This is a genomic window from Shinella sp. S4-D37 (genome assembly GCF_040812195.1).
Lineage (GTDB): Bacteria > Pseudomonadota > Alphaproteobacteria > Rhizobiales > Rhizobiaceae > Shinella.
This window is the reverse complement of the sequence record NZ_JBFNXL010000005.1, coordinates 2,010,352-2,035,818: the sequence shown is the minus strand read 5'-3', so window position 1 is coordinate 2,035,818 and position 25,467 is coordinate 2,010,352. Positions and strand designations below refer to the sequence as shown.

Here is a 25,467-nt window from a genome sequence, read left to right as displayed (position 1 = left end):
ATGCGCCACCATCAAACGGCAGGCAACTGCCTGCATGTGAAGGAGAACCGAGATGCGCCACCAGAATTCCGGTCGCAAACTCAACCGTACTGCCAGCCACCGCAAGGCGATGTTCGCCAACATGGCTGCCTCGCTCATCCAGCATGAGCAGATCGTCACCACCCTGCCGAAGGCGAAGGAAATTCGCCCGATCGTCGAAAAGCTCGTCACCCTCGGCAAGCGCGGCGACCTGCACGCTCGCCGCCAGGCGATCTCGCAGATCCGTGACGTCGCCGTCGTTTCGAAGCTGTTCGACGCGATCGCGACGCGCTATGCCAGCCGCAACGGTGGCTACCTGCGCATCATGAAGGCCGGCTACCGCCACGGCGACAATGCCCCGCTCGCCGTCATCGAGTTCGTCGACCGCGACGTCGATGCCAAGGGCGCAGCCGACAAGGCCCGCGTTGCCGCTGAAGCGGACGCTGCCGAAGCCGCCTGATCCTTTCGGGGCTGGGAATCGAGAAAGGCCGGGAGAGCGATCTCCCGGCCTTTCTGTTGGCGTTCGGCGCCCCTCATCCCCCTGCCGGGACCTTCTCCCCGCCTGCGGGGAGAAGGGGCAGAACGGCGCGCCCAGCGCTCCTCGCCCCGCCTGCGGGGAGAGGATGCCGGCAGGCAGGTGAGGGGCTATGCCCGATGGAACTGCGTTCTGCCGTCGCTGCCACGCTTCCAGCGATTGAAATACGGCCGCATCAGCCGCCACAGCAGGAGCAGGGCCACGAGGCCGATATAGGTCCACGGCTCCAGCCCGACCACCTTCACCGACATGGCGAAATGCAGCGCGCCGGCGGCGGCGATGCCGTAGACCAGCCGGTGCAGCTTCACCCAGCGCGGGCCGAGCCTGCGGATCGACCAATTGTTGGACGTCAGCGCCAGCGGGATGAGCAGCACGAAGCCGGTCATGCCGATGGTGATGAAGGGCCGTTTGGCGATGTCGGCGAGGATCGCCGGAAAGTTCAGGTACTGGTCGAGCAGCATGTAGGTCGAAAAATGCATCAGCACGTACCAGAAGGCCAGAAGGCCGAGTGCCCGGCGATAGCGTACCCAGTTGATGGCGAAGAGATCGCGGAGCGGCGTAACGGCCAGCGTGGCGACGAGGAATCGCAGCGCCCAGAGGCCGAGCAGGTGTTCGAATTCCTTGACCGGATTGCCCGGCAGGCGGCCCGTGGCGCCGAGCCAGAAGCCCCAGGCGGCCGGCACGAGGCCGACGGCGTAGAGCAGCCAGATCGAGGCCGCATGGTATTTGCGGGGCAGGGCCGGCGGGCGCGCCATCAGTAGTTCGCCCTGAGGTCCATGCCGCTGTAGAGGCCGGCGACCTCCTCGGCATAGCCGTTGAAGGGCAGGGTCGGCCGGCGGTTGGCGCCGAAGAAGCCGCCTTCGCCGATGCGGTTCTCGCTCGCCTGGCTCCAGCGCGGATGGTCGACCTCCGGGTTCACATTGGCGTAGAAGCCGTATTCGTTCGGCGCGGCAAGGTTCCAGGTAGAGGGCGGCTGCTTGTCGGTGAGCGTGATCCTGACGATCGACTTGATGCCCTTGAAGCCGTATTTCCATGGTACGACGAGGCGGATCGGCGCGCCGTTCTGGTTGGGCAGCGTCTTGCCGTAGACGCCGACAGCGAGGATCGCCAGCGGATGGCGCGCCTCGTCGAGCCTCAGGCCCTCGACATAGGGCCAGGGCAGCGACTGGAAATAGCCGGACTGGCCGGGCATCTCCTCCGGCCGGACGATGGTTTCGAAGGCGACGTATTTCGCATCGCCCAGCGGCTCCACCTTGTCGAGCAGGCTGGCGAGCGGAAAACCGATCCAGGGGATGACCATGGACCAGGCTTCCACGCAGCGCATGCGGTATACCCGCTCTTCCAGCGGCAGGGCCAGCAGCTCCTCCAGCCCGAATTCCTTCGGCTTGCCGACGAGCCCGTCGACCTTCACCGTCCAGGGCGTCGGCTTGAATTTTTCGGAGTTGGCGAGCGGGTCGCCCTTGCCGAGGCCGAACTCATAGAAATTGTTGTAGCTGGTCACGTCCTTTTCGGGCGTCACGGCTTCGTCCACCACGTAGGGCGATTTCGATGCCTTGAGGGCTTCGGCGAAGGCGGGCGCCCCCGATGCCAGAAGCGCCCCGCCGGCGGCGGCCGCGAGGAAAGAGCGGCGGCCGAGGAAACAGCGTTCCGGGGTGATCTGCGAAGCGGGGATGCGGGGTGGACGGTAGAGAGACATGGCGGGGCTCGATCTGTTCGGTTGTTTTCCCTGATACCTACGTAAAGGCTGCCCGTGTTGTTTCAACGGCGGTGAAGGATTTGCGGCAACCACATTTTCGTGCGTGCCGCGTGAGATCGCGCGAGAGGCTTGGCCTCCCGCGGTTTGCCTTTTCTCCTGCGAAATCCTATCTGATCTTGACGCAGAAACGAAGGAGACTCGTCCATGCCGAACGTCCGCATCCTGCTTGCCGCCCCGCTTGCCGTCGCCCTCGCCCTTGCGGCGCCCGCGGCGGCGGAAGAGCGCGCCGTGCCCCAATCGCGCACGGAAATGCAGCTCTCCTTCGCGCCGCTGGTCAGGCAGGTCGAGAACGCGGTGGTCAATGTCTATGCCGAGCGCGTCGTCGAGCGCCGCTCGATCTTCGACGGCGACCCTTTCTTCGAGGAGTTCTTCGGCCAGCGCATGCCGAACCGCAGCGAAAAGCAATCCTCGCTCGGCTCGGGCGTCATCGTCGGCACCTCCGGCATTGTGGTGACGAACAACCATGTCATCGAGGGGGCGAGCGACATCAAGGTCGCGCTGGCGGACGGCCGCGAATATGAGAGCACCGTCGTTTTGAAGGACGAGCGCGTCGACCTTGCCGTCCTGAAGATCAAGGCGGATGCGCAGTTCACGGCGCTGCCGCTCGGCGACAGCGACGCCGTCGAGGTCGGCGACCTGGTGCTGGCCATCGGCAACCCGTTCGGCGTCGGCCAGACGGTGACGAGCGGCATCGTCTCGGCGCTTGCCCGCAACCAGATCCGGTCGGGCGATTTCGGCTTCTTCATCCAGACGGACGCCTCGATCAATCCCGGCAATTCCGGCGGTGGCCTCATCAACATGAACGGCGAACTGATCGGCATCAACACCGCGATCTTCTCGCGCGGCGGCGGCTCGAACGGCGTGGGCTTCGCCATTCCGGCCAATCTCGTGAAGACCTTCGTCGCCAGTGCCGAGAACGGCAGCGCCACCTTCGACCGCCCGTTCATCGGTGCCACCTTCGATCCGGTGACCTCGGAGGTCGCCGAGGCGCTCGGCCTCGACCGCGCCCGCGGCGCGCTGATCTCGCAGGTGCAGGCCGGCAGCCCTGCGGAAAAGGCCGGCATGAAGCCGGGGCAGGTCGTCACCGCCGTCAACGGCATTCCGGTCGAGCATCCCGACGCGCTCGGCTACCGCCTCACCACGGTCGGCATCGGCGGCACGGCGCGCATCACCGTCGTCGCGGGCGGCAAGGAGCAGGACCTGACGCTCTCCCTCGACCGAGCGCCCGAGACGACGCCGCGCGACGAGCGGCTGATCGAAGGCCGCAATCCCTTCTCCGGCGCGGTCGTCGCCAACCTGTCGCCGCGCGTGGCGGAGGAACTGCGCATGCCGACCAACCGGATCACCGCTGGCGTGGTCGTGACCGAGGTCAATCGCGGCTCGCCGGCCGCGCGCATCGGCCTCAAGCCGCGCGACATCGTCATCGCGCTCAACGGCACCGCGGTCGCCTCCACCGAAAGCCTTGCCGCGCTGGTCGACGAGGACCCGTCCATCTGGCGCGTCGAGATCGAGCGCGACGGCCAGCGAATCCGCCAGTTCTTCCGATGAGCGACCTCTTCGCCCCGCGTGAACCGGAGGAGATGGCGGCGAAGCGGCCCCTGGCCGATCGCCTGCGCCCCCGCACGCTGGGCGAAGTGTCGGGCCAGGAGCACCTGACCGGGCCTGACGGCGTGCTCTCGCGCATGATCGAGGCCGGCTCGCTCGGCTCGATGATCTTCTGGGGGCCGCCCGGCACGGGCAAGACCACAGTGGCGCGCCTCCTGTCCGGCGAGACGGGGCTCGCCTTCGAGCAGATCTCCGCGATCTTCTCCGGCGTCGCCGATCTCAAGAGGGTGTTCGAGGCGGCGCGCCAGCGCCGCATGGGCGGTCGGCAGACCCTGCTCTTCGTCGACGAGATCCATCGCTTCAATCGCGCCCAGCAGGACAGTTTCCTGCCCGTCATGGAGGACGGCACGATCGTGCTCGTCGGCGCAACGACGGAGAACCCGTCCTTCGAACTCAACGCCGCGCTTCTCTCCCGCGCCCGCGTGCTCACCTTCAAGCCGCATGACGAGGCGAGCCTGGAAGAACTCCTCAAGCGCGCCGAGGCGATCGAGGAAAAACCGCTGCCGCTCGACGAGGAGGCGCGCGCCTCCCTGCTGCGCATGGCCGACGGCGACGGGCGGGCGGTGCTGACGCTTGCCGAGGAGGTCTGGCGCGCCGCGCGCGCCGGCGAGACCTTCGGGCAGGACGACCTCTTCCGCATCGTGCAGCGCCGGGCGCCCGTCTACGACAAGTCGCAGGACGGCCACTACAATCTCATCTCAGCGCTGCACAAGTCCGTGCGCGGCTCCGATCCGGACGCGGCGCTCTACTATCTCACCCGCATGCTGGATGCCGGCGAGGACCCGCTGTTTCTCTGCCGGCGCATGGTGCGCATGGCGGTGGAGGATATCGGCCTTGCCGATCCGCAGGCGCTCGTCGTCTGCAACGCCGCCAAGGATGCCTACGATTTCCTCGGCTCGCCGGAAGGCGAGCTTGCGCTGGCGCAGGCCTGCGTCTACATCGCCACCGCGCCGAAATCGAACGCCGTCTACACCGCCTACAAATCCGCCATGCGCGCAGCCAAGGAGAACGGCTCGCTGCTGCCGCCGAAGCACATCCTCAATGCGCCGACGAAGCTGATGAAGGGCGAGGGTTACGGCGAGGGCTATCGCTACGATCACGACCAGCCGGACGCCTTTTCCGGCCAGGATTATTTCCCGGAGAAGATGGGCCGCAAGACCTTCTACGATCCGCCCGAGCGCGGCTTCGAGCGCGAGTTGAAGAAACGGCTGGAATGGTGGGCGAAGCTGCGCCGCGAGCGCGGCTGAGGCGCGCCGCGCCCGTCAGGAGGCAGTGCTGAAGCGCTGCACGGGCTTCTGCGCGACGACCGGGACGACCTTGATCGACGATTCGGCCTTGCCGAGATGACCCTCCATGTCGACCACCACATGCCAATGGCCGTTTTCCGGGATCTTCAGCCGGATCGGCGATTGCTTGGCGACGCCGCCGAGGAACTTGTGCTGGCGGGCATTCCTGAAGAGGTCGAAATTGCCATGGCTCATCAACCGCACATTGGCGACCGCCGAGAGCGTGATTTCGATCATCGTGCCGGCGCGCTGCATGTCGAGGTCGTAATGCGTGTAGGAGAAGCTGTGTGTCATGGCCTGCCCGGATATGTCTGGTCTCGCGCGGATAGTCGCATGGCCGGGTTAATGTTCCCTTCCGCGCCGACCCGCCGGGGCAACCGGAAATAGAACAGGGTTTTCAATCCGTTGCATCTGCAGACGGATTCAATCCGGCAAGAACCTGAATCGCATTCGCAAGCGTTTTTGCAAAGACTTGACGCGTTCTCTCGGACGCCGTCGGGCCGGGCGGGTGAACGGCGCTTGAATAGGAAAGTGAAGCCCGGATGCGAAATCGCATCCGGGCTTCGTCGCGTCCGTGAGGCCGTCAGCCGGCGGCAGCCGCGCTGCGATCGACCCCAGATCGGGGGCGCCGCCTAGTGGCAGACGCGGACGCGTTTGACGATCGGGTTGCCGTAGTAGTCGTAGGTCTTGATCTTCTTGACGAAGCAGGCGGGCTGGTAGCCGTAGCTGTCGTAGCCGGCCTCCGAGGGGCCGGCGAAGCCGGCGACGGCGGTGAAGGCGATGGCGGCGGCGAGGAGGAGGTTGCGCATGTCGGGGTCCCTTCTGGTTCGGTGGGGATGGTTCGTTCCATCCAGTGACCGAACCTTCGCATGGGACGGGCCCTGGCGCTGTTCCGTGCGGAACAGGCGTCAGCCGAGCGTCTGCGCCCAGGCTTTCACCGTGCGCGCCATGGTGGCAAGATGGTCGGCGGCGGAAAAGCCGGAGACGGACTTGCGGGGCTTGAGGTCATGGTCGCCGTCTTCCAGCCACAGGAAGCCGATGCGCTCCGGCAGCCCGTAGCCCGGCACCTCGTTCTTCGTGCCGAAAGGGTCGCGCGTGCCCTGGCAGATGAGGGCGGGCGTCGTAAGGCCCATCAGGTGGGCCGTGCGCAGCTGCGCCGGCTTTTCCGGCGGGTGGAACGGATAGCCGAGGCACAGGAGGCCGGCGATGCGGCCCTCGGCGAACAGGTCGTCCGCCACCATGCTGGCGACACGCCCGCCCATCGATTTCCCGCCGATAACGAGCGGGCCTTTGGCCGCCAGATTGGCGACGGCCGCGCGAAATTCCGGGTTCAGCGTCTCGGCCTTCGGCGGTGGCCTGCGGCTGCCGTGGGTCCGCCGGGCCGCCATATAGGCGAACTCGAAGCGCGCGACGCGCAGGCCCTCGGCCGCAAGGGCGTTCGCCGCCGCGTTCATCGCCGCCGAATCCATCGGCGCTCCGCTGCCATGGGCAAGGAGCAGGGTGACGGCGGCGTCGTCCGGGCCGGTGAAGAGAAAGAGGGCGCCCATCGCCGCTCAGGTCGTCCGCCGCAGCGCCCGGCCGCTCACTTGGCGTGGTCCTTCACGTCGCCGGGGGCGATCGGGTCGCTGGCCGGGAAGGTCTCTTCCAGCGCCTCCTCCAGATAGTCGTCCTGTTCGGCCTTCGCCGATTTCCGCTTCTGTCGGGCGCGCTCTTCCTCCAGCGAGGCCCTGGGGCTGTCCTTTTCCGTCGGCATGGTCGTCTCCGTCACAATGGGTCTGCCTCTAAGATAGGGTGTTTTTCCGCCCGGGCGAGGGGGATCAGTTTTCCGGCAGCGCGAGTTCCGCGATCACCGGCAGGTGGTTCGAGCCGAAATCCGGACCGACGTGGCGCGCCCTCACGGAAATATCCGGCGAGACGACGATATGGTCGATCGAGGCGCCGACATAGGCGATCGCGTCGAGCTTCAGGCTGAAGCGCGTGACGGGCTGCAGCCAGCCGCTCGCCGTGGAGGCAAGCCCTGCCTGCTTGAGGAAGGCGCGGAAGAAGGGCGACCAGGTCGGCGTGTTCCAGTCGCCGGCGACGATGACCGGCGCCGTCTCCAGATCGCCGCGCACCGCGTCGGCGGCGGCCGAAAGATAGGCATTGCGGTCGCGCCACTGCCAGAGCCGGCGCGGCGTTTCGGGGTGGAAGGCGTAGAGGAAGAGCGGCTTGCCGTCGATCTCCAGTTCCAGCCGCAGCGGCTGCTTGTAGGCGCGCTCCTCGGTGAAGGCGCGTTTCAGCGCGGTCTCGGCGCGGATCGGCAGGCGGGAGAAGACCTTCAGCGCGTCCCGCTCGCGCGCCTCCGCGCTGCTTTGATAGGCATAGAGGCCGGCGGCGGAGAGCGTCTCCTCCAGCGCCCCGGTCGTTTCCTGCAGCACGACGATGTCGGGTTTTTCCGCACGCAGCAGCGCAAGCAGCGGCGCGGGATCGTCGAGATTGCGGCCATAGAGATTGGCGGTCATCACCTTCAGCCCGCCCCCTGCGGCGGCAAGGCGCGCGGTCGGCACATCGGCGGCCGGAATGAGGGCGACGGCAAGGCCCGCCAAGGCCATGACGATTGCCTTCAGCCGCCGCGTCACCAGCGCCGCCGCGGTGAGCATCGCGCCGGCAGCGACGACATAGGGCCAGGCGAAGGTAAGAAGATCGACGAGCCAGAACCTGTCGGCGGCAAGCACGACGATGCTGACGGAAAAGAGATAGGCGATGACGCCGGGCAGGACGAGGACGCGGTAGGCAAGGGCGATCGGCCCCCGGTGCGGCGCTATCGGCATCGACTGTTCCTTCTCAATCGTCGGACGGCGGGTCGCTTCCCGTAGCGGGAGGTTTGCATGTAGCCTGTGCTTTCCGCTACGGCAATGACGCGTGGTTCCTCGCCATTCCATCCGAAAAAAATACCCCGGCAAATCGCCGGGGTATCGCATGCGGTCGTCTGTATATGCCCGGCCTCAGCTGCAACCGCTCGTCGCGCCGCAGGTGTCGCACTTCTCGCAGGTGCCGTTGCGCACCATCGTGAAGTTCTGGCACTCCGAGCACATGTTGCCCGTGTAGCCCTGCGCGATGGAGCGCATGCGGCGTTCGTTTTCCAGCTTCTTGGCGTCGGCCTTGGCGCTGGCGGCTTCGGCGGCGGCCTTGTCGGAGAAGAGGGCGGTGACGCTCTGGGTGCCTTCGTCGGCGACGTCTTCGGCGACCTCCTCCACAAGCTCGGCGGCGCGCTCCTCGTAATCGCGCTTGAAGGCGACGATTTCGGAGGTCGAGATCGCGGTCGTCGGCTCGATCTTGCGCGCGGCGCTGCCGGCGAACGAGGTGACGTTGCTGCCCGAGGAGGCCTTGGCGGGAGCGGCGGTGGCCGCGCCCTTCGGCTCGGAGAGCTGGCGTTCGCCGCCCTGGCCGCCCTGGATCAGCGTCGGCTTGTGGCCGCGCGTCCAGCCGGTCGAGAACGGGTTGGTCTTGCCTTCCTGGATGCCCTTGCCGAGCGCGGTGTTGGAGAAGTCCGACTGGTCGACATGGGCGAGGTCGTGACGGCCGAGATAGGAGACGGCAAGTTCGCGGAAGACGTAGTCGAGGATCGACGTCGCGTTCTTGATCGCGTCGTTGCCCTGCACCATGCCTGCCGGCTCGAACTTGGTGAAGGTGAAGGCCTCCACATATTCTTCCAGCGGCACGCCGTACTGCAGACCCAGCGAGATGGCGATGGCGAAATTGTTCATCATGGCGCGGAAGGCGGCGCCTTCCTTGTGCATGTCGATGAAGATCTCGCCGAGGCGGCCGTCACCGAATTCGCCGGTGCGCAGATACACCTTGTGCCCGCCGACGACGGCCTTCTGGGTGTAGCCCTGGCGGCGGTTCGGCAGTTTTTCCCGGTCGCGCACGACGCGCTCGATGATCTTCTCGACGATCTTTTCCGTGACGGTAACGGCCTGGGCGGCGGCGGGTGCGGCGACCAGCGCCTCGACCGCATCGTCCTCGTCGTCCGCATCCTCGATCAGCGAGGCATTGAGCGGCTGGGAGAGCTTCGAGCCGTCGCGGTAGAGGGCGTTGGCCTTCAGCGCGAGCTTCCAGGAGAGCATGTAGGCGTTCTTGCAGTCCTCGACGGTCGCCTCGTTCGGCATGTTGATCGTCTTGGAGATCGCGCCCGAGATGAACGGCTGGGCGGCGGCCATCATGCGGATGTGGCTTTCCACCGAAAGATAGCGCTTGCCGATCTTGCCGCACGGGTTGGCGCAATCGAAGACCGCCAGGTGCTCGTCCTTGAGGAAGGGCGCGCCTTCCAGCGTCATGGCGCCGCAGACGTGGATGTTGGCAGCCTCGATCTCCTTCTTCGTAAAGCCGATATGCTCCAGGAGGTTGAAGGAGATGTCGGAAAGCTGCTCGTCCGAAACCTTCAGCGTCTCCTTCAGGAAGTCGGCGCCGAGCGTCCACTGGTTGAAGGCGAACTTGATGTCGAAGGCGGACTTCAGGCCGGCATTGACCGCCTCGATCTTGTCGTCCGGGAAGCCCTTGGCCTTCAGCGAGCCGGGGTTGACGGCCGGCGCCTGGTTGAAGTTGCCGTGGCCGACGGCATAGGCCTCGATCTCGGCGATCTGGCTTTCGGAATAGCCGAGCGTGCGCAGCGCTTCGGGAACGGCGCGGTTGATGATCTTGAAGTAGCCGCCGCCGGCGAGCTTCTTGAACTTGACGAGGGCGAAGTCGGGCTCGATACCGGTCGTGTCGCAATCCATGACGAGGCCGATCGTGCCGGTCGGCGCGATCACGGTCGTCTGGGCGTTGCGGTAGCCGTGCGTCTCGCCGAGCGCGACAGCCTTGTCCCAGGCGGCCTTGGCGTGGACGACGAGGGTCTGGTCCGGGCACTCGTCATGGACGAGGGCGACCGGGCTGACCGAAAGCTGCTCGTAGCCGGTGGTCTCGCCATAGGCGGCGCGGCGGTGGTTGCGCATGACGCGCAGCATGTTGTCGCGGTTCGGCGCGAAGTTCGGGAACGGGCCGAGCTCGCTCGCCATTTCGGCAGACGTCGCATAGGAGACGCCGGTCATGATGGCGGTGAGCGCGCCGGCGATGGCGCGGCCTTCGGTCGAATCGTACGGGATGCCCGAGGACATCAGGAGGCCGCCGATATTGGCGTAGCCGAGGCCGAGCGTGCGGTATTCGTAGGAGCGTTCGGCGATCTGGCGCGAGGGGAACTGCGCCATCATGACCGAGACTTCCAGCACGATGGTCCACAGGCGGACGGCATGTTCGTAGTCGGCGATGTTGATGTTCTTGGTGGCCGCGTCCTTGAACTGCAGGAGGTTCAGCGAGGCGAGGTTGCAGGCCGTGTCGTCGAGAAACATGTATTCCGAGCACGGGTTCGAGGCGCGGATCGGGCCCGCGGCCGGCGAGGTGTGCCAGTCGTTCATCGTCGTGTTGAAGTGCAGGCCCGGATCGGCGGACGCCCAGGCGGCGTAGGAGATCTGCTCCCACAGGTCGCGCGCCTTCAGCGTCTTCATGACCTTGCCGTCCTTGCGGGCGGTGAGGTTCCAGTCGCCGTCATTCTCGACGGCGCGCAAGAAGTCGTCCTTCAGCGAGACGGAGTTGTTGGAGTTCTGGCCGGAGACGGTGAGGTAGGCTTCCGAATCCCAGTCGGTGTCGTAGGTCTTGAACTCGAGGTCCTTGTAGCCCTGCTTGGCGAACTGGATGACGCGCTTGATGTAGTTTTCCGGAACCTGGCTCTTCTTGGCGGCGCGGATCTCGCGCTTGAGGGCCGGGTTCTCGGCGGGGTCGAAGCACTGGTCGCCGTCGGCCGAGCAATTGACGCAGGCCTTCATGATGGCCTTGAGGTGGCCGGCGACGATCTTCGAGCCGGTGACGAGGGCCGCCACCTTCTGCTCTTCCTTGACCTTCCAGTTGATGTAGGCCTCGATATCGGGATGGTCGATGTCGACCACGACCATCTTGGCCGCGCGGCGGGTCGTGCCGCCGGACTTGATGGCGCCGGCCGCGCGGTCGCCGATCTTCAGGAAGCTCATCAGGCCGGACGAGCGGCCGCCGCCGGAAAGCTTTTCGCCTTCGCCGCGCAGGTGCGAGAAGTTCGAGCCGGTGCCCGACCCGTACTTGAAGAGGCGCGCCTCACGCACCCACAGGTCCATGATGCCGTTCTCGTTGACGAGGTCGTCCTCGACGGACTGGATGAAGCAGGCGTGCGGCTGGGGATGCTCGTAGGCGGACCTGGACTTGACGAGCTTGCCGGTGAAGGGGTCGACATAGAAATGGCCCTGGCCGGGGCCGTCGATGCCATAGGCCCAGTGAAGGCCGGTGTTGAACCACTGCGGCGAATTCGGGGCGACGCGCTGCGTGGCGAGCATATAGGCGAGTTCGTCCTTGAAGGCGGCAGCGTCTTCCTCGGAGGCGAAATACTTGCCCTTCCAGCCCCAGTAGGTCCAGGTGCCGGCGAGGCGGTCGAAAACCTGGCGGGCATCGGTTTCCGAGCCGTAGCGCTCACCCTCGGGGAGCGCCTTCAGGGCTTCGATATCCGGCACGGAGCGCCACAGGAAGGAGGGGACGTCGTTTTCCTCGACCTTCTTCAGGCGCGCGGGCACGCCGGCCTTGCGGAAATATTTCTGCGCGAGGATGTCCGCGGCGACCTGGGAGAACTGGGCCGGCACGTCGATATCGGCGAGGCGGAAGACGATCGAGCCGTCGGGGTTCTTGATCTCGCTGACGGCCTTGCGGAATTCGATGTCCGCATAGGCCGACTGGCCGGGTTTGGTGAAACGACGTTCTATGCGCATTGTTCGTTGTCCTTCGCTGCCGCTTCCTGCCTCAAAACAGGGCGCAAATTATCCCCGTCCGGCCGCAATGCCCTTGCAGCCAGCTCAAATCGTCCAGTCCGTGCGGGAAAGCCGATCGATCTCGGCCTCCTGTATCTTGTGCTGAATGTGGCTGCAAATACTAAATATAGTATCAACAGCTTCTTTTTTCCAGTCCAATCGGTCGCGATGGCGTTTCAGGAAAAAGAGCGCGAAAAAACCCGTGCAGCGAGCGGATCATCCACCCGGCCACATGCGCATGATACGCGATTTCATGATGAGAACCGACCTCGTAACACTCCGGTCCAGTCGCCGCCGCAACTTGGATTTCATTAACCTCATCTGCCCGATTCCCGTCAAGGGCTGGTTTGTGAAGGAAGTTTGAACGCTACATCTTGTGCCTGCCGGCTGTGGAAAATGGGGACATCGCCGGATGCCTGAAAAATCAGCGGGTTCCGGGCAAAAGACGCGCCGTCGCGGCATGCGACTGTGGAAAAGCGGGAAAAATTACAGGTAAATTTCCGGGGTCTTTTCCCCTCCCGACTTCAAGGAATAGCCATCCGGGCGCAGTTGTGATCCGTGGATAAAGTGATTCTCTTGCGTAGCGTCAGAGCGCGTCGAGATCGACGCCGACGGTGATGGCGCCGATGACGGCGCCGGTCGCAGGGTCGCGGATCGGCAGGCTCGCCTGGGACTGCATGAGCTGGGTCGACTCGTCGCGTTCCGGCTCCTCGACATGAAGCGCCCTGCCGCCAAAGCTCTCCAGCCACTTCGCCTCGTCGCCCTGCCAGTAGTCGGAGGTGATGTCGCTCTGGCCGACATTCAGGCCGCGATTGTCCATGACGAAGATCTCGGTGATCACGCCTTCGGCCGCGCGCTGGCGGCCCTTGAGGTAGAGCGAGAGGGGATTGGAGAGAAGCGCCTCGATCACCGGTCGGTCGGCGCGCGAAAGCTCGCCGCGCCAGTGGGCGTCGAGGGCGTCGATCTCGGCCTGGTCGAGCCCGGCATGGGCGGCGTTCTGGGCGATGAAGGCGTTGAGGATCGCAGGATCGCCCAGCCAGGGGCGGACGTTGCCGTCGATGAATTCGGCGACCGCGGCGACCCGCACGTCCTGCTGCGCGACGGCCGCCTGGCCGAAGATGAGCGCCCCGGCGAGGACTGCCGTGAATATCGGCCTTGCGTAGCCCATCCGTGCCCATGCCTCCCGCCACCGCACGCGTGCGATGAATATAAGAATTATCTTTAGCAGGGGTTTCGGAAGGATTAAGCTGGCGGATGCGGCCCCGCACCCGCCGGCCATGGGGACCGGTGTGTCGCGGCGCGGCACCGAGCCCGTTTCGCGCCGCCGCCCGTGCGTGTCAGCCGCGCGTGCCCTTGGCGATCGGTTCCTGATAGGTGAAGCCCATGTCCCAGGGGAAGTAGATCCAGGTGTCCTGGCTGACCTCGGTCACGAAGGTATCGACCAGCGGGCGTCCCTTCGGCTTGGCATAGACGGCGGCGAAATGTGCCTTCGGCAGCATGGCGCGGACTTCCGCGGCGGTCTTGCCGGTGTCCGTCAGGTCGTCGACGATGAGGATGCCTTCGCCGCCTTCCTTGCTCAGGTCCTCCGAGATGCCCTTCAGGACATGCATCTCGCCCTGCGAGACATAGTCGTGGTAGGAGGCGACGCAGACGGTCTCGATGACGCGGATGTTCAGTTCGCGCGAGACGATCGCCGCCGGCACGAGGCCGCCGCGGGTGATGCAGACGATCGCCCGCCATTCACGCCCGCCGTCCGCCAGCCGCCAGGCAAGCGCGCGCGCATCGCGATGAAACTGATCCCAGGAAACGGGGAAGGCTTTGTCGGGCAGCGACATGACGGGCTCCTGATAGGCGGAAAAAGAAGATTCCCTCTCCCTAACGCAGTTCGATCCCCGTGAACATCGTCGCCCGGCCGCCGAAGCCGGGCGATCCACAGCCAAGTCGCAGCAAAAGGCCTATCGCGACATCAGCGCCGGCACGCGGGCATGGCGCATCATGGCGCTGGTGACGCCGCCGAAGAGGCGCTGGCGCAGCCGCGAATGGCTGTAGGCGCCCATGACGATCAGGCCGGCGTCGATTTCGCTCGCCCGCCGGTTCAGCGCCTCGGCCACCGAATGGCCGCCGGAGACGCCGGAGGTGACCGTGGCGTTGACGCCGTGGCGGGCAAGCGTCGCCGCAAGCTCGGCGCCGCAGAAATCGCGCGACTGCATGGTGTTTTCGGGCGGATCCACGGTGAAGATCTCGACCTCCTTGGCGCCCGTCAGGAAGGGCAGGGCGTCGAAGGCGGCGCGGGCCGCCTCGCGCGAGCCGTTCCAGGCCAAGAGCACGCGCTCGATCGGCGCGGGGCCGGCCGGGGCGTTGGAGACGAGATAGACCGGCCGGCCGCTCTCGTAGAGCAGGTCCTCGATATCCTCGCGCGCCGGGCCGTCGAGATCGGGGTCGAACTGGCCGGCGATGACGATGTCGGCGCCGCGCGCGCTGTCGATGATGCCGGCCGAGGCGTAGCCGGCGGTGCCGGTGAAGAGGCGCCATTCATAGGAGATGTCGTCGCGCTCGCAGCGCGACTTGAAGGCCTGCTCGACCTCGCGCGACTGGCGCCGGGCACGCTCCTGCAGATCCAGGACGGCGTTGGGGTCGGGATATTCCATGGGCGCGATCAGCGTGACCACGACCGGCGTTTCCGCATGGATGCCGATGACGTGGCCGCCGGTCCGGCGCGCGAGCGCCAGCGCGTGGTCCGTCACCTTGCCGGCGTCCTCGGCGGCGCTCAGCACCGCAACGATGGTCTTGTAGGTCATTTCGGCCTCCTGTTCTGGGTCTTCGGAAGCATGCGTGCGCCGTGGTCACCTGGCCTTGATCCGGATCAAGACGCGGCCTTGGCCGCGGCGATTTCGGCGATCATCTGAAGTATATCACGTTCGGCGGCTTCCGCCGGGGCTTCTTCGCGGCTGCGGATGACGATTTCCGTCGAGAAGCGGTTCTCGGTGAAGCGCGGATAGGAGCCGATGCTGGTTTCGGGATGCTTCTTCTGGATCTGCGCCAGCGCGCTGCCGATATCGCCCTCGCCGAAGGGCGAGGCGACGGAGCGCGAGAGCATCGGCACGCCGCCCTCGAGCTTCGGCACGACTGTGCCGAGCATGGCGGTGAAGACCTGCGGCACGCCGGCCATGACATAGACGTTGCCGATGTTGAAGCCCGGCGCCGTGGAGACGGCATTCTCGATATGGACGGCGCCCTGGGGCATGCGCGCCATGCGCCGGCGCGCCTCGTTGAACTCCACGCCGCGGCGCTCGTACATGGCGCCGAGCAACTGCATGGCGAGCGGATCGTGGACGCAGGGCACGCCGAAGGCCCGGGAAATGGCGTCCGCCGTGATGTCGTCATGGGTCGGGCCGATGCCGCCGGAGGTGAAGACATAGGTATAGCGGGCGCGCAGCGCATTCAGCGCTTCGACGATCGCATCCTCGTCGTCGCCGACGATGCGCACCTCCTTGAGGTCGATGCCGGCGAGGAAGAGCACGTCGGCAAGCTGGCCGATATTCTTGTCCTTGGTGCGCCCGGACAGCAGTTCGTCGCCGATGGCGAGCATGGCGGCGGTGGCGATGGGACGGGAACTCATGGGCGCTCTCTGAAGTTCGGATAGAAATGCCGACCGGAGGCGCGGCATTGTCAATGGTGGGTGAACAGTCTGTCGACCGCGCAGCCGCTGGGGACTGCCACCCCGAAGTGCTACATCCAACGAGACGCCGCGATCAAGCGGAAAGGCATCATCGAAACAGGAGACGACGATGGCAAAAGTATTGGTTCTCTACTACTCGGCCTATGGCCATATCGAAGCCATGGCCCATGCGGTCGCGGAAGGCGCGAAATCGGCCGGTGCCGACGTGACCGTCAAGCGCGTTCCGGAACTGGTGCCGGAAGAGGTGGCGAAGGCCTCCCATTTCAAGCTCGACCAGAAGGCCGAGATCGCCACCGTCGCGGAACTCACGAGCTACGACGCCATCATCGTCGGCGCCGGCACGCGCTTCGGCACGGTCGCCTCGCAGATGCGTAATTTCTGGGACCAGACCGGCGGCCTGTGGGCGCAGGGCCAGCTCGTCGGCAAGGTCGGCTCGGTCTTCACCTCCTCGGCCACCCAGCACGGCGGCCAGGAATCGACCATTCTCGGCTTCATCCCCACGCTGCTGCACCACGGCCTCGTCGTCGTCGGCCTGCCTTACGCCTTCCAGGGCCAGATGGGCGTCGAAGCCGTCAAGGGCGGCTCGCCCTACGGCGCCTCGACCATCACCGACGGCGACGGCTCGCGCCAGCCCTCGGACATCGAGCTGGAAGCCGCCCGCTACCAGGGCGCCCATGTCGCCAGGATCGCGACAAAGCTCTCGGCCTGACGTTCTCCTGAAGCGTCGCCGGTGAAGAGGGTGCGGCCCGCGTCGGGCCGCACCCGCATGCATGCGGGGCCGGCCGGATCGGGAACGATCAGTAGATCCCGACCTTGTCCGGCTCGAAGCCGCCGGCCTTCAGTTCCTTGCGGAAGTGGACGACCAGCGCGGAGAAGGAGCCGAGCGGCTGGTAGGCGCCATTGCTGTTATAGGTCGCCCCGACCCCTCCCACGCCCCCGAAGCCGTGACGGCCGCCGTCGTCGAGCATGGTGACGACCTGCGACTGGGCGGTGTTGAAGAGATCGGCAGTCACCGTGGTCTCGCCCATCTTCTGACGCAAGGCGCCGAAGAAGCCGCCGACACCGCCGCCATGATTTGTCATCTTGGCGGAAAAGGTGCGGCCCACCGCGGAAATCGCGTTGTTCGTGTTCGCGCTGATCGTTTTCTGCAGGTCCGACGAGATGTTGACGATCCCGATATAGCCGGTTTCGGACAGGTCCTGCGGGATGTTGCCCTGGATGAACCAGTCGTTGAGGAAGGCCGCCTGTCTCTTGCTGCGGCTTTCATGGAAAGCCTCCACCAGCAGGAAGAAAATCGCCTGATCCTGAATGAAGCGGGTGGTGCAATAGTTGTAGAAGGTGTTGCGACGCTTCGGGGTGTTCGTATAGGTGCGAAACTCGTTGATACCGGCCATGTCCTGTCCTGCCTCGAATATGCATCGGTCGCGGGACGTGGGGATCCCGGGGGAATTTTCTCAATATCGGCGGCACAATGCCATGAATGCCGGTTAAGATTTGATGAAAGCCGGGGCGGCGCCCGAAAATACGTTTTGCAGAACGCGAAGGATGTCCTGCGAAACATCCCCTTGCTTTTCCGCCGAACATGTCCAAGAAAAGCGCCGGAGCGGGCGTGGCGAAACTGGTAGACGCAAGGGACTTAAAATCCCTCGGCCTTGGCTGTGCGGGTTCGATCCCCGCCGCCCGCACCATACAAGTATCTGAAAATACTGAATATTTTTTGCTGCCATTTGAGGGGGGGGCGGAATGCGGCCTCGCGCTGAAATTTTGTCAGCGCAGGTGTCAACAGCAGGGGAGAGAATCGCTTTGCCCGCCATGGCGACGGAACAGGGCCGAGGGGCGCGTCAGCGCGTGCCGATCTCCAACGCCTCGTCCAAGGCGTCGAGTGCGAGCGCCCACGCTTGACCGCATCCGGCGCGGTGCGCGTAGATGGCGGCACCGGCCGCTGCCACGGCGGCGTGATCTTCCACTTCTCCAAGAACGCCACGGCCGCCGATGATGAGGTGGTGCGCCGCTCGGGCTGCTTCATGCGCGCGGTGGACCGCAAAGGCGACCGGGCTGAGGTCGCCTGCCGGTGCGAGCGCGTCGCGGATGCGCCTCGTCTTCTCCATCGCCTTGAAGAGGTCCGTCTGGCGCTCCAGTGCGCGGGCGGTGGCCGCCCGGCGCTTCGAGCGCGACGACGCGCGCAAGGCGGCCGGTGCGATGACGCGGACGGCGTGCCATGCGAGGGATACGGCGCGCTCTACCTCCTCTGCCTCGGTGCCGGCGGTGCCGATCAGTCTCGGGGCGACAAGGGCGAGGCGCTGCCGGTCGTCGTCCGGCATGTTGTCGTTCAGGCGGCGGACGTAGGCGGCGAGCATGGGGCTCGCGCAACGCGGGTTGTCGCTATGGGTTTCCCCAGCCAGAAGCGCCGTAAGCTCCATGGCACAAAGGCCCTCGGCGGGCAGCGCGTGCCGGCCGGCGGTCAGATGGATGGTCATTAAAATCCGAGCCCTTCAGGGTTTCTGTCGGGCTTGAGGATAGTGGCTAGCCACTTGGGCGGCAAGCCTTGGGCTTAAAGCTGCCGCGATGGCTGGGGTAGTCCTGCCTTGCCAAACGCCATCGCGGCCATCTAGCTTAGCGCAGCAACCCCAAGGTGTTGAAAGATGACGAGCAAACAGGACCGTGGCTATTGGATGGGATGGATTGTCGCTGCGGGAATTGCTGTCGCGTTCCTCGGCACCATCGCCATCTATATGTTCCTTACCAATGCTTTCTGTACAGGCGTTAGCGGCGAGCATTGCGTGCGGGAATGGGTCTCTGCACTCGGCGCGTGGGTAGCTCTTCTGGCCGCGATCCCCACGGTTGCGATACTGTTTCGTCAGGTCCTTGATGCGAAGCAACATCATCTGGACAATGCGATGCTCAGCTTGCGTCGGAGGCGCAGTATCTGCGAGCGCGTCCTAAACATCGCGGATGAGTACAATGAATACATCAAGGGGAGCGAGAAGAATTGGACCGAAAGCCTCACCTCTTACGTAGACATGAAGACCGCTGCGGGTATTGAACTCCACCTTTTAGAAAGTGTCGTTGACAGGACGACCTTTGAAAATTTTGAGGCGGAAATCGAGATACCGATTGTCTCCGCTGGGAGATTTTTGGAGCGAGTTCAGAGTATCAGAAGTGCGATAGAACGTCCTTCAAACGACGGAGAGTATCAAGAACTCGTTGAGATACATCATCGAATGGCATCGTTGTATGAGATGGCCGATACGCTGTTCATCGACGCATCGGCGAAGGCTCGCGCATTCATCGCCGACACTAACCACTTGATGGAAACGCGCTTGAAATCTGAGTGAGGTCATGTCGTCATGCCTCTTCGATTTCAGGGCCTCGCGGGCGGTCAGCGCCCGAGAGTGAGCAGCGGCGGGAAGGTCGCCGGCAGCGGCACGAGGCCGCTGCCGGGATTGGGATAAAGTGGCTAGCCACTCGGTTTCAGGGCGGCGCTGGCGGGCGATCAGCGGCCGATGGTGAGCGGCGTGGTGGCGGAACGCTGCGCGCGCTGGTGCTCGGCGTTGACGGCGTGGCCCTCCATGCGGTCGTCAAGCTGCTGCTGTAACCTTTCGTGCTGATCCTGCCGGGCCTTCGCTTTCATAGCTTCGGTGGCGAAATGTAATCTCATCGCCCGAATGGCGCGCGTGCCGGCTTCAAGCGCCGGATCGCTCGCGGAAATCGCGCCCTCGCGACGGGCCGCCCAAGAGGCATAGCGGAGGCTCCAAGCCTTATCCGTCTCACCCTTGCGAACGAGCTTCAGCTTGTCGGCGATCACATGCATGACGCGGGCGCGGAAATCCGCCTCGTCCTCGTCGTCGGTCGGGAAGATGTCCAGCGCCATCGCGGCGAAGACCAGCCGGCGCGCGGCATAGGTCGCGTCGCCCTCGTCATCGTTGCGGGGCGTGTGCATCTGCTTGGCCCAGTAGCCGGGAGCTTTGATCGGCCGCTTGCCGGGGTTGGCGGGGGCTTTGAAGGTCGCGGCAGAGGTCTCCATGGTCGCCCAGACGCGCGCCTCCCATTGCGCATCGCTCTCGCCCTGCCGGACGGGTTCCGGCGGCAGGTTCTTGGCCTCGGTTCGCAGGCCCGCGACCGCTGCCGAGCGCAGGGCGTCGAGATGAAGGTAGAGGTCGAGGCGTCCACGCTCCTTGGCCTGCTCGGCTAGGCTCGTGAGGTTGAATACCAGCTCGTCCAGCTCGATGCCGAGCCCGCCGATGATGTTCGCATGGTGCACCACGGCTTGCAGGCGCTGGACGTAGCGCGGCACGTCTTTCGTGACGAGCGCGCGGGCGCGTTCTTCAAAGGCGCGGTCGTTCTCGTCCGCGCGGGCCTTCTCGGCTTCGGCCGTCGCGCGGGTGAGCGCTGGGCGCAGCATGTCGATTGCCGCCTTGGTTCTGACGGTATCGGCGAGATAGGCGTCCATCGCGGCTGGGTCGAGCACGTCAACGTCGGCCTTGTTCGCCTCAAGCTCGTGCAACTTGGCCTCCGCCGCGTCCAGTTCAGCGGCGATTTTCGCGGCGCGCTCGTCCAGCTTGTCGGCGGAGGCGAAGGCATGCGCGAGGTCGGCGACACCCTCGCCCTTCCGGGGACGGCCCGGCGGGCGCGGATGGATCGAGCGGAAGCGTTCAAGGATACCGTCAAGCGCCGCGCTGCCGGCAACCGCCGGCAGACCGGGGTCGTCAGGTTCGGGCGTGTCGGTCGTGAGGTCCGGCAGCGGCTGTGCGGCCCTCGCGGCCATCGCGGAGCGCCGGATGCGCTCCTGCTCGCTTTCGCCCTTGGGCTCGGGGACGGACGGCGCGTTCGGGTACAGGGGGTCTTTAATGATGAGTGCCATGGTCTCGGTCTCCGGTGAACCACTTCAACACTCTGACGCCCGCCCGGTCTGCCTCTACCGCGTTTCCGACGCGCGCTCTCCGCCGCATCGGCGATGTTCTGGAGTGCCGCGAGCACGTCACCACGCTCAAGGCCGCTCTCGGCGTGCGGGGCTATCTTCCTCGTGGTGTGCTCTCGTTCTGCCGGCCCGAATACATCCTGCCCCCAGAACGCGGTATGCGCGCGCGGGTGATCTCGCAACTCGTGCAGTTCTTCGATTAACGCTTCGGCACGCCTGCGCAGTTTGTCGAGCCGGTCGTCATCCGCGTCAGGCACGGCGCGCGGGGCAACCACATTGGCGAGCATGACCCCGAGCGGCGTCTGTCCCGACTGCGGCGGCGTGGCCGGGTGGAGCGCAGCCTCCAGCTCCGCGCGCGCCCTCCCATCGTTGCGCGCGATGCCCGCAAGGTCGAGAAGGGCGTCAATAGTGGTGGCGTCCGTCATGCCGCGCCTCCGTTCAACGGCACTACCTGTCCACGCTTGCCGGCCGCCTCGACGGCCTCGCGCCTGCGCGTCATCGCGTCGTGGGCATGCGCCGTCAATTCCTCCTCGCTCACATGAGCGTAGCGCATGGCCGTGGCGACTGACTTATGCCCCATGATCGCCATGGCTATCGGCAGCGGGATCGACTTGTCTGTATAGGTCTTGGTGGCGAACCAATGGCGGATCAGATGCAGGGATGCGTTTTCGCCCGCGACGACGCCCGCCGCCTTCATGATGCGCTTGAAGCCGTCTTCCAGCGCCTCGATACGAAGGTGCTCGACTTTCCGCTTGCCGCCACGAGGAGGCACGCCGGCCGGCGGGCAGACCCATGGAACGCCGACGACACGCGCCTTGTGCACGGCCTCCAAGAGGTCGCGGGCCTCATCCGTCATCGGCTTTTTCAGGTAGCCGGTCTTGGTGTCGCCCCAACGCAGCAAGCTTCTATCGAAATCAACGTCTTCCCAACGAAGCCCGCAGATTTCGTCAGCACGGCATCCAGTTGCGAAGAGAAGCCGGACACCCAAAGCGACTTGGGGCTTCAGCCGTTCCTCCAGTTCCAGAGCATGGCAGGCATCTTTCATGCGGGACACCTCGTTGTCGCTGAACAGCCGCTCCCGGCGGCGTGTGCTCTTCAGCTTGACCTTGGCCGGGTTGGAGCCGGCGTCGCGATACCCTTGCTCCTCCGCCCAATCCATCGCCGAGGCGAGGACGCGGATAGCGCCGTCCGCTTGCGTGGTGGCCAGCGTGTCCTTCCGCCCTCGGGACGGCATGGCGCGCAGCTCGTCGCGCAAGGCGGCAACGTCGCTCGACTTCAGTTCCCTGATAGCAATGTCGCCGATGCGCGGTTTGAGCAGCTTTTCGACGTGGCGCTTGTAAGACGTCTGGGTCTGGGGTTTCAGCCCGGCGACATGGATCGCCACGAAGCTGTCGAGAACGCCGCTGACTGTCGTTGCGGTCCTTTTCTCTTTCGCCTCCTTGGCCGGGTCGCCGCCCAACTGAACCTCCGCCGCCTTCTTCCTCGCCGCCGCGCGCGCCAGTTCCACGGTCAAGCCTTTGTCCCATCTGCCGATCAGGTAGCGGCCTTCGCGCCCTTCCTTGGTCCGATAATTGAAAATGAATGCCTTCGCGCCGCCTGCCGTGACCCTCAAGCCAAAGCCCCTGAACTCGCTGTCCCAATGAATTTTCTGACCTTTCTCCGGGGTGGTCAGATTCTTCACGACGGGTTCTGTCAGCTTGACGGGCATATTCGGGCCTCCTTGGAACGCGTGTCAGTACCAGTGTCAGTCCGACAGTGGCGAGATGCTGATACGCAATGTCCTGCAAAGTCCGCATGCCGTCAAGTATTTTCATGTTGAATTTCAATGGCATGAAGGGGGATTTCGGTGTTTTGCGAGTCTGCTCAATGGGTTAGAAAAACACCATATTGAAGAACTTAAAATCCCTCGGCCTTGGCCGTGCGGGTTCGATCCCCGCCGCCCGCACCAGTTCCGCCGGGACAGTCGCCCGGTGCCGAAAGGATGATTCGCCGTTCGCACGGGTGGATTTCGGCCGCCGCCGGCTGGTGTCGACGATGCTTTTCCACCGGTCCCTGCCCGGAATGTGCCGGCCCTGCAACACATGCCGCTTCCGTCTACGCCGGCGAAACACAATCGGAAGTGGCTCTCTTGCCAGTTGAGAAAACTTTCGCTTTTTTAGCGCCCGATGTTTCAACCTGAAGCACCTTGGGGGGCGCTCATGAAATTTCCGAAGTACCTGACGAAAGCCTATCTGCAGAAGACCTACGGTTCGCTGAACGGTGTCGGCGATTTCACCGTCAAGCTGACCAAGTACAGCCTGACCTCCACGACGCTGAAGGCGACCGTGGAGATCGACAGCAGCTTCGGCGACAGCACCACCAGCATCCTGATGAAGGTGGGCAAGACGACGACGAGCCTGTCGGTGAAGATGCAGGGCGAAGGCTACAGCAGCACGCTCGCCTATTCCACCGCGCAGACGAAGGCCGGCGTCACCATCAAGGCGACCTATACCGACAGCTTCAAGACCAAGATTAACTACAGCCTGAACCTCGAAAAGGACGGCGATTTCAGCAAGTTCAAGATGGTCTATGCCCTCGGCACCGAGAAGATGACCATCACCTCGACGAAGATTTCCGGCGACGTGGTGACGTTCAAGGCCGTGGACGGCGACGGCGACGTGATCGGCACCGCCAAGCTGAACCTCAAGTCCTACGGCACCTATTACGACAAGAGCGACAAGTATCTTTTCGAATCGGCCAAGACCGCCGAACTCTTCAGCAAGCTCCAGCTGAAGTTCACCGGCGTGAAGAAGAAGGCCGGCGAATTGGCGGACGACGATCACGGCGGCGCCGACGCCTTCGTGTTCAAGAAGATGGCGGCGGCCGGCAGCGATCACGGCGATGCGGGCTTTGCCGCGCGGCCCTTCGCCATCGACGATGCCTCGGGCGCGACGCGATCCGACGCGTTCGACTTCCTCGCCTCGCAGGACCACGGCCACGCGGTCCACGCGGTCAAGCATGTGCCGGACCTCTTCTGAGCCGGCTTGAGACGACGTGACGAAAAACGGCGGAAGCGGCAGCGCTTCCGCCGTTTCCGTTTGCGGTCACCTCAACCGGCGATGGCGTCGATGACGAGGTAGAAGAGGGCGGAGATCGCGGCGGCGGACGGCAGCGTGACGATCCAGGCGACGACGATGTTGCCGGCGATGCCCCAGCGCACGGCCGTGACGCGCCGCGCGGCGCCGACGCCGATGATCGCGCCGGTGATCGTGTGCGTGGTGGAGACCGGGATGCCGAGCCAGGTGGCGGCGAAGAGGGTGATCGCCCCGCCGGTTTCCGCGCAGAAGCCCTGCATCGGATTGAGGCGGGTGATCTTGGAGCCCATCGTGTGCACGATGCGCCAGCCACCCATCAGCGTGCCGAGCGCCATGGCCGCCTGGCAGGTGATGACCACCCAGAAGGGGACATAAAACTCCCCGCCGAGATAGCCCTGCGAATAGAGCAGCACGGCGATGATGCCCATGGTCTTCTGCGCGTCGTTGCCGCCGTGGCCGAGCGAATAGAGCGAGGCCGAGACGAACTGCATGACGCGGAAGGTGCGGTCGACGGCAAACGGCGTCTGGCGCACGAAGAGCCAGGAGACGACGAGCACGAGGATCAGCGCGAGCAGGAAGCCGAAGGCGGGCGACAGGAAGATGGCGCTCGCCGTCTTGATGAGGCCGCCCCACACGACGGCGTCGAAGCCCGCCTTGGCAAGGCCCGCGCCCACCAGGCCGCCGATGAGGGCGTGCGAGGAGGAGGAGGGGATGCCGAAGATCCAGGTGACGACGTTCCAGATGATCGCGCCCATCAGCGCCGCGAAGATGACGAGCGGGCTGACGATGCCGGGATCGATGATGCCCTTGCCGAGCGTCTCGGCGACATGCAGGCCGAAGAACAGGAAGGCGATGAAATTGAAGAAAGCCGCCCACATGACGGCATATTGCGGGCGCAGCACGCGCGTCGAGACGATCGTGGCGATCGAGTTCGCCGCATCGTGCAGGCCGTTCAGGAAATCGAACAGCAGCGCGATGCCGACGAGGCCGACGAGCAGCGGGAAGGCGAGGGAGGCGTCCATCAGACGTTCTCGATCACGATACCGCTGATTTCATTGGCGACGTCCTCGAAACGGTCGACGACCTTCTCCAGTTCGCCATAGATCTCGCTGCCGATGATATAGGCCATCGGGTCGGTCTTGCCATATTGCCGGAAGAGGTCCTTCAGGCCCTGGTCGTGCAATTCGTCCGAGCGGCCCTCGACGCGGGTGACCTCCTCGGCGATCGCGCTGAGGCGGCCGGCATGCACGCCCACCTTGTCGAGCAGCGGAATGGCCTCGGCGACGAGATGGGCGGCCTTGACGATGACCTCGCCCATCTCCTGCATGCCGGGCTGGAAGCTCGTCTGCTCGTAGAGGCGGATGGTCTTGACCGTCTTGTGCATCATGTCGATGGCGTCGTCCATCGACTGGATCAGGTCCTTGATGTCGCCGCGGTCGAAGGGGGTGATGAAGCTGCGGCGCACGGCGAGCAGCACTTCCCGCGTGATGTCGTCGGCCTTGTCTTCCAGTTCGACGATGCGGTTGCAGTGTCTTTCCATCTCCGGCCCGCCGGCAAGGAGCGCCTGGAGCGCCTCGGCGGCGCCGACGACGGTGCGGGAATGTTGCTCGAAGAGATCGAAGAAACGATCCTCGCGCGGCATGAGTTTGCGAAACAGCGAAAGCATGGGTGCCCCTTACGTGGCTGGGGTTGTCATGCCGCTGTCATAATTGACCGCCTATCCGCTGAAAAGCGCTGATTCGCGCTTGTCACAA

Annotated in this window: 25 protein-coding genes and 1 tRNA gene; 8 read left to right on the top strand and 18 right to left on the bottom strand. The window is 65.0% G+C overall.

The window, feature by feature from the left end:
- The first annotated feature begins 52 nt into the window (after positions 1 to 52).
- A complete protein-coding gene (gene rplQ / locus AB3G45_RS17350; RefSeq protein WP_023517174.1) occupies positions 53 to 478 on the top strand; it encodes a 50S ribosomal protein L17 in 426 nt (141 codons plus the stop codon).
- 185 nt (positions 479 to 663) lie between these two features.
- On the opposite strand, the gene msrQ is transcribed toward rplQ, so the two are convergent.
- Complete coding sequence (gene msrQ, locus AB3G45_RS17345; RefSeq protein WP_367831740.1) at positions 664 to 1,308, bottom strand: protein-methionine-sulfoxide reductase heme-binding subunit MsrQ; 645 nt, start codon at positions 1,306 to 1,308, stop codon at positions 664 to 666.
- Positions 1,308 to 2,249, bottom strand: coding sequence for a protein-methionine-sulfoxide reductase catalytic subunit MsrP (gene msrP, locus AB3G45_RS17340; RefSeq protein WP_367831739.1), 942 nt, complete (start codon positions 2,247 to 2,249; stop codon positions 1,308 to 1,310). Before msrP ends, msrQ begins: the two co-directional genes overlap by 1 nt.
- Positions 2,250 to 2,453: 204 nt before the next feature.
- Here msrP and AB3G45_RS17335 point away from each other — a divergent pair, with 204 nt between their 5' ends.
- Positions 2,454 to 3,857: a DegQ family serine endoprotease gene (locus AB3G45_RS17335; protein ID WP_367831738.1), complete on the top strand. Its 1,404-nt coding sequence runs from the start codon at positions 2,454 to 2,456 to the stop codon at positions 3,855 to 3,857.
- The gene (locus AB3G45_RS17330) at positions 3,854 to 5,161 is read left to right on the top strand and encodes a replication-associated recombination protein A (RefSeq protein ID WP_367831737.1); all 1,308 of its coding nucleotides are present in this window, start codon (positions 3,854 to 3,856) and stop codon (positions 5,159 to 5,161) included. The genes AB3G45_RS17335 and AB3G45_RS17330 overlap by 4 nt, the downstream gene beginning before the upstream one ends.
- A gap of 15 nt (positions 5,162 to 5,176) precedes the next feature.
- Here AB3G45_RS17330 and AB3G45_RS17325 read toward each other — a convergent pair whose 3' ends face one another.
- The 10 genes from AB3G45_RS17325 to AB3G45_RS17280 all read right to left on the bottom strand — a co-directional run bounded on the left by AB3G45_RS17325 (position 5,177) and on the right by AB3G45_RS17280 (position 15,661).
- Positions 5,177 to 5,494: a DUF1883 domain-containing protein gene (locus AB3G45_RS17325; protein WP_367831736.1), complete on the bottom strand. Its 318-nt coding sequence runs from the start codon at positions 5,492 to 5,494 to the stop codon at positions 5,177 to 5,179.
- A gap of 338 nt (positions 5,495 to 5,832) precedes the next feature.
- Positions 5,833 to 6,009, bottom strand: a complete 177-nt coding sequence (locus AB3G45_RS17320; protein WP_367831735.1) for a hypothetical protein — start codon at positions 6,007 to 6,009, stop codon at positions 5,833 to 5,835.
- 99 nt (positions 6,010 to 6,108) lie between these two features.
- Entirely contained in the window at positions 6,109 to 6,747 is a 639-nt protein-coding gene (locus tag AB3G45_RS17315; protein ID WP_367831734.1) for an alpha/beta family hydrolase, read from the bottom strand.
- Positions 6,748 to 6,782: 35 nt separating this feature from the next.
- Positions 6,783 to 6,953: a hypothetical protein gene (locus AB3G45_RS17310; protein ID WP_367831733.1), complete on the bottom strand. Its 171-nt coding sequence runs from the start codon at positions 6,951 to 6,953 to the stop codon at positions 6,783 to 6,785.
- Positions 6,954 to 7,017: 64 nt separating this feature from the next.
- Complete coding sequence (locus tag AB3G45_RS17305) at positions 7,018 to 8,010, bottom strand: endonuclease/exonuclease/phosphatase family protein (protein ID WP_367831732.1); 993 nt, start codon at positions 8,008 to 8,010, stop codon at positions 7,018 to 7,020.
- A gap of 174 nt (positions 8,011 to 8,184) precedes the next feature.
- Positions 8,185 to 12,003 (bottom strand): vitamin B12-dependent ribonucleotide reductase, encoded by a 3,819-nt coding sequence (locus AB3G45_RS17300; protein WP_367831731.1) that lies wholly within the window; start codon positions 12,001 to 12,003, stop codon positions 8,185 to 8,187.
- 625 nt (positions 12,004 to 12,628) lie between these two features.
- Positions 12,629 to 13,210 (bottom strand): hypothetical protein, encoded by a 582-nt coding sequence (locus AB3G45_RS17295; protein WP_367831730.1) that lies wholly within the window; start codon positions 13,208 to 13,210, stop codon positions 12,629 to 12,631.
- Positions 13,211 to 13,379: 169 nt separating this feature from the next.
- Positions 13,380 to 13,877, bottom strand: a complete 498-nt coding sequence (gene gpt, locus AB3G45_RS17290) for a xanthine phosphoribosyltransferase (RefSeq protein ID WP_367831729.1) — start codon at positions 13,875 to 13,877, stop codon at positions 13,380 to 13,382.
- 120 nt (positions 13,878 to 13,997) lie between these two features.
- Positions 13,998 to 14,840, bottom strand: coding sequence for a universal stress protein (locus tag AB3G45_RS17285; RefSeq protein WP_367831728.1), 843 nt, complete (start codon positions 14,838 to 14,840; stop codon positions 13,998 to 14,000).
- A 65-nt stretch (positions 14,841 to 14,905) separates the two neighbouring features.
- Positions 14,906 to 15,661, bottom strand: coding sequence for a competence/damage-inducible protein A (locus AB3G45_RS17280; RefSeq protein WP_367831727.1), 756 nt, complete (start codon positions 15,659 to 15,661; stop codon positions 14,906 to 14,908).
- Between the two features lie 169 nt (positions 15,662 to 15,830).
- Here AB3G45_RS17280 and wrbA point away from each other — a divergent pair, with 169 nt between their 5' ends.
- Positions 15,831 to 16,430, top strand: a complete 600-nt coding sequence (gene wrbA / locus AB3G45_RS17275; RefSeq protein WP_367831726.1) for an NAD(P)H:quinone oxidoreductase type IV — start codon at positions 15,831 to 15,833, stop codon at positions 16,428 to 16,430.
- 88 nt (positions 16,431 to 16,518) lie between these two features.
- On the opposite strand, the gene AB3G45_RS17270 is transcribed toward wrbA, so the two are convergent.
- Positions 16,519 to 17,115, bottom strand: coding sequence for a hypothetical protein (locus tag AB3G45_RS17270; protein ID WP_367831725.1), 597 nt, complete (start codon positions 17,113 to 17,115; stop codon positions 16,519 to 16,521).
- Between the two features lie 209 nt (positions 17,116 to 17,324).
- Between AB3G45_RS17270 and AB3G45_RS17265 the strand changes: the two genes are divergently transcribed.
- Positions 17,325 to 17,409: transfer RNA gene (locus AB3G45_RS17265), tRNA-Leu, on the top strand.
- A 153-nt stretch (positions 17,410 to 17,562) separates the two neighbouring features.
- On the opposite strand, the gene AB3G45_RS17260 is transcribed toward AB3G45_RS17265, so the two are convergent.
- The gene (locus AB3G45_RS17260) at positions 17,563 to 18,198 is read right to left on the bottom strand and encodes a hypothetical protein (RefSeq protein WP_367831724.1); all 636 of its coding nucleotides are present in this window, start codon (positions 18,196 to 18,198) and stop codon (positions 17,563 to 17,565) included.
- Between the two features lie 165 nt (positions 18,199 to 18,363).
- Here AB3G45_RS17260 and AB3G45_RS17255 point away from each other — a divergent pair, with 165 nt between their 5' ends.
- Complete coding sequence (locus AB3G45_RS17255; RefSeq protein ID WP_367831723.1) at positions 18,364 to 19,056, top strand: hypothetical protein; 693 nt, start codon at positions 18,364 to 18,366, stop codon at positions 19,054 to 19,056.
- A gap of 158 nt (positions 19,057 to 19,214) precedes the next feature.
- Here AB3G45_RS17255 and AB3G45_RS17250 read toward each other — a convergent pair whose 3' ends face one another.
- Positions 19,215 to 20,582 (bottom strand): hypothetical protein, encoded by a 1,368-nt coding sequence (locus AB3G45_RS17250; protein WP_367831722.1) that lies wholly within the window; start codon positions 20,580 to 20,582, stop codon positions 19,215 to 19,217.
- A 14-nt stretch (positions 20,583 to 20,596) separates the two neighbouring features.
- Here AB3G45_RS17250 and AB3G45_RS17245 point away from each other — a divergent pair, with 14 nt between their 5' ends.
- Positions 20,597 to 20,842, top strand: coding sequence for a hypothetical protein (locus tag AB3G45_RS17245; RefSeq protein ID WP_367831721.1), 246 nt, complete (start codon positions 20,597 to 20,599; stop codon positions 20,840 to 20,842).
- A gap of 218 nt (positions 20,843 to 21,060) precedes the next feature.
- Here AB3G45_RS17245 and AB3G45_RS17240 read toward each other — a convergent pair whose 3' ends face one another.
- The gene (locus AB3G45_RS17240) at positions 21,061 to 22,347 is read right to left on the bottom strand and encodes a tyrosine-type recombinase/integrase (protein WP_367831720.1); all 1,287 of its coding nucleotides are present in this window, start codon (positions 22,345 to 22,347) and stop codon (positions 21,061 to 21,063) included.
- 490 nt (positions 22,348 to 22,837) lie between these two features.
- Between AB3G45_RS17240 and AB3G45_RS17235 the strand changes: the two genes are divergently transcribed.
- A complete protein-coding gene (locus tag AB3G45_RS17235) occupies positions 22,838 to 23,656 on the top strand; it encodes a hypothetical protein (RefSeq protein ID WP_367831719.1) in 819 nt (272 codons plus the stop codon).
- Between the two features lie 71 nt (positions 23,657 to 23,727).
- On the opposite strand, the gene AB3G45_RS17230 is transcribed toward AB3G45_RS17235, so the two are convergent.
- Entirely contained in the window at positions 23,728 to 24,735 is a 1,008-nt protein-coding gene (locus AB3G45_RS17230) for an anion permease (RefSeq protein WP_367831718.1), read from the bottom strand.
- Positions 24,735 to 25,379 (bottom strand): DUF47 domain-containing protein, encoded by a 645-nt coding sequence (locus AB3G45_RS17225; RefSeq protein WP_367831717.1) that lies wholly within the window; start codon positions 25,377 to 25,379, stop codon positions 24,735 to 24,737. Before AB3G45_RS17225 ends, AB3G45_RS17230 begins: the two co-directional genes overlap by 1 nt.
- Between the last annotated feature and the right edge of the window lie 88 nt (positions 25,380 to 25,467).

What these genes read in the sequence shown, in the direction of transcription:
- rplQ (WP_023517174.1), top strand. Translation starts at nt 53, where the DNA reads ATGCGCCACCAGAATTCCGGTCGCAAACTCAACCGTACTGCCAGCCAC.
- msrQ (WP_367831740.1), bottom strand. Translation starts at nt 1,308, where the DNA reads ATGGCGCGCCCGCCGGCCCTGCCCCGCAAATACCATGCGGCCTCGATC.
- msrP (WP_367831739.1), bottom strand. Translation starts at nt 2,249, where the DNA reads ATGTCTCTCTACCGTCCACCCCGCATCCCCGCTTCGCAGATCACCCCG.
- AB3G45_RS17335 (WP_367831738.1), top strand. Translation starts at nt 2,454, where the DNA reads ATGCCGAACGTCCGCATCCTGCTTGCCGCCCCGCTTGCCGTCGCCCTC.
- AB3G45_RS17330 (WP_367831737.1), top strand. Translation starts at nt 3,854, where the DNA reads ATGAGCGACCTCTTCGCCCCGCGTGAACCGGAGGAGATGGCGGCGAAG.
- AB3G45_RS17325 (WP_367831736.1), bottom strand. Translation starts at nt 5,494, where the DNA reads ATGACACACAGCTTCTCCTACACGCATTACGACCTCGACATGCAGCGC.
- AB3G45_RS17320 (WP_367831735.1), bottom strand. Translation starts at nt 6,009, where the DNA reads ATGCGCAACCTCCTCCTCGCCGCCGCCATCGCCTTCACCGCCGTCGCC.
- AB3G45_RS17315 (WP_367831734.1), bottom strand. Translation starts at nt 6,747, where the DNA reads ATGGGCGCCCTCTTTCTCTTCACCGGCCCGGACGACGCCGCCGTCACC.
- AB3G45_RS17310 (WP_367831733.1), bottom strand. Translation starts at nt 6,953, where the DNA reads ATGCCGACGGAAAAGGACAGCCCCAGGGCCTCGCTGGAGGAAGAGCGC.
- AB3G45_RS17305 (WP_367831732.1), bottom strand. Translation starts at nt 8,010, where the DNA reads ATGCCGATAGCGCCGCACCGGGGGCCGATCGCCCTTGCCTACCGCGTC.
- AB3G45_RS17300 (WP_367831731.1), bottom strand. Translation starts at nt 12,003, where the DNA reads ATGCGCATAGAACGTCGTTTCACCAAACCCGGCCAGTCGGCCTATGCG.
- AB3G45_RS17295 (WP_367831730.1), bottom strand. Translation starts at nt 13,210, where the DNA reads ATGGGCTACGCAAGGCCGATATTCACGGCAGTCCTCGCCGGGGCGCTC.
- gpt (WP_367831729.1), bottom strand. Translation starts at nt 13,877, where the DNA reads ATGTCGCTGCCCGACAAAGCCTTCCCCGTTTCCTGGGATCAGTTTCAT.
- AB3G45_RS17285 (WP_367831728.1), bottom strand. Translation starts at nt 14,840, where the DNA reads ATGACCTACAAGACCATCGTTGCGGTGCTGAGCGCCGCCGAGGACGCC.
- AB3G45_RS17280 (WP_367831727.1), bottom strand. Translation starts at nt 15,661, where the DNA reads ATGAGTTCCCGTCCCATCGCCACCGCCGCCATGCTCGCCATCGGCGAC.
- wrbA (WP_367831726.1), top strand. Translation starts at nt 15,831, where the DNA reads ATGGCAAAAGTATTGGTTCTCTACTACTCGGCCTATGGCCATATCGAA.
- AB3G45_RS17270 (WP_367831725.1), bottom strand. Translation starts at nt 17,115, where the DNA reads ATGGCCGGTATCAACGAGTTTCGCACCTATACGAACACCCCGAAGCGT.
- AB3G45_RS17260 (WP_367831724.1), bottom strand. Translation starts at nt 18,198, where the DNA reads ATGACCATCCATCTGACCGCCGGCCGGCACGCGCTGCCCGCCGAGGGC.
- AB3G45_RS17255 (WP_367831723.1), top strand. Translation starts at nt 18,364, where the DNA reads ATGACGAGCAAACAGGACCGTGGCTATTGGATGGGATGGATTGTCGCT.
- AB3G45_RS17250 (WP_367831722.1), bottom strand. Translation starts at nt 20,582, where the DNA reads ATGGCACTCATCATTAAAGACCCCCTGTACCCGAACGCGCCGTCCGTC.
- AB3G45_RS17240 (WP_367831720.1), bottom strand. Translation starts at nt 22,347, where the DNA reads ATGCCCGTCAAGCTGACAGAACCCGTCGTGAAGAATCTGACCACCCCG.
- AB3G45_RS17235 (WP_367831719.1), top strand. Translation starts at nt 22,838, where the DNA reads ATGAAATTTCCGAAGTACCTGACGAAAGCCTATCTGCAGAAGACCTAC.
- AB3G45_RS17230 (WP_367831718.1), bottom strand. Translation starts at nt 24,735, where the DNA reads ATGGACGCCTCCCTCGCCTTCCCGCTGCTCGTCGGCCTCGTCGGCATC.
- AB3G45_RS17225 (WP_367831717.1), bottom strand. Translation starts at nt 25,379, where the DNA reads ATGCTTTCGCTGTTTCGCAAACTCATGCCGCGCGAGGATCGTTTCTTC.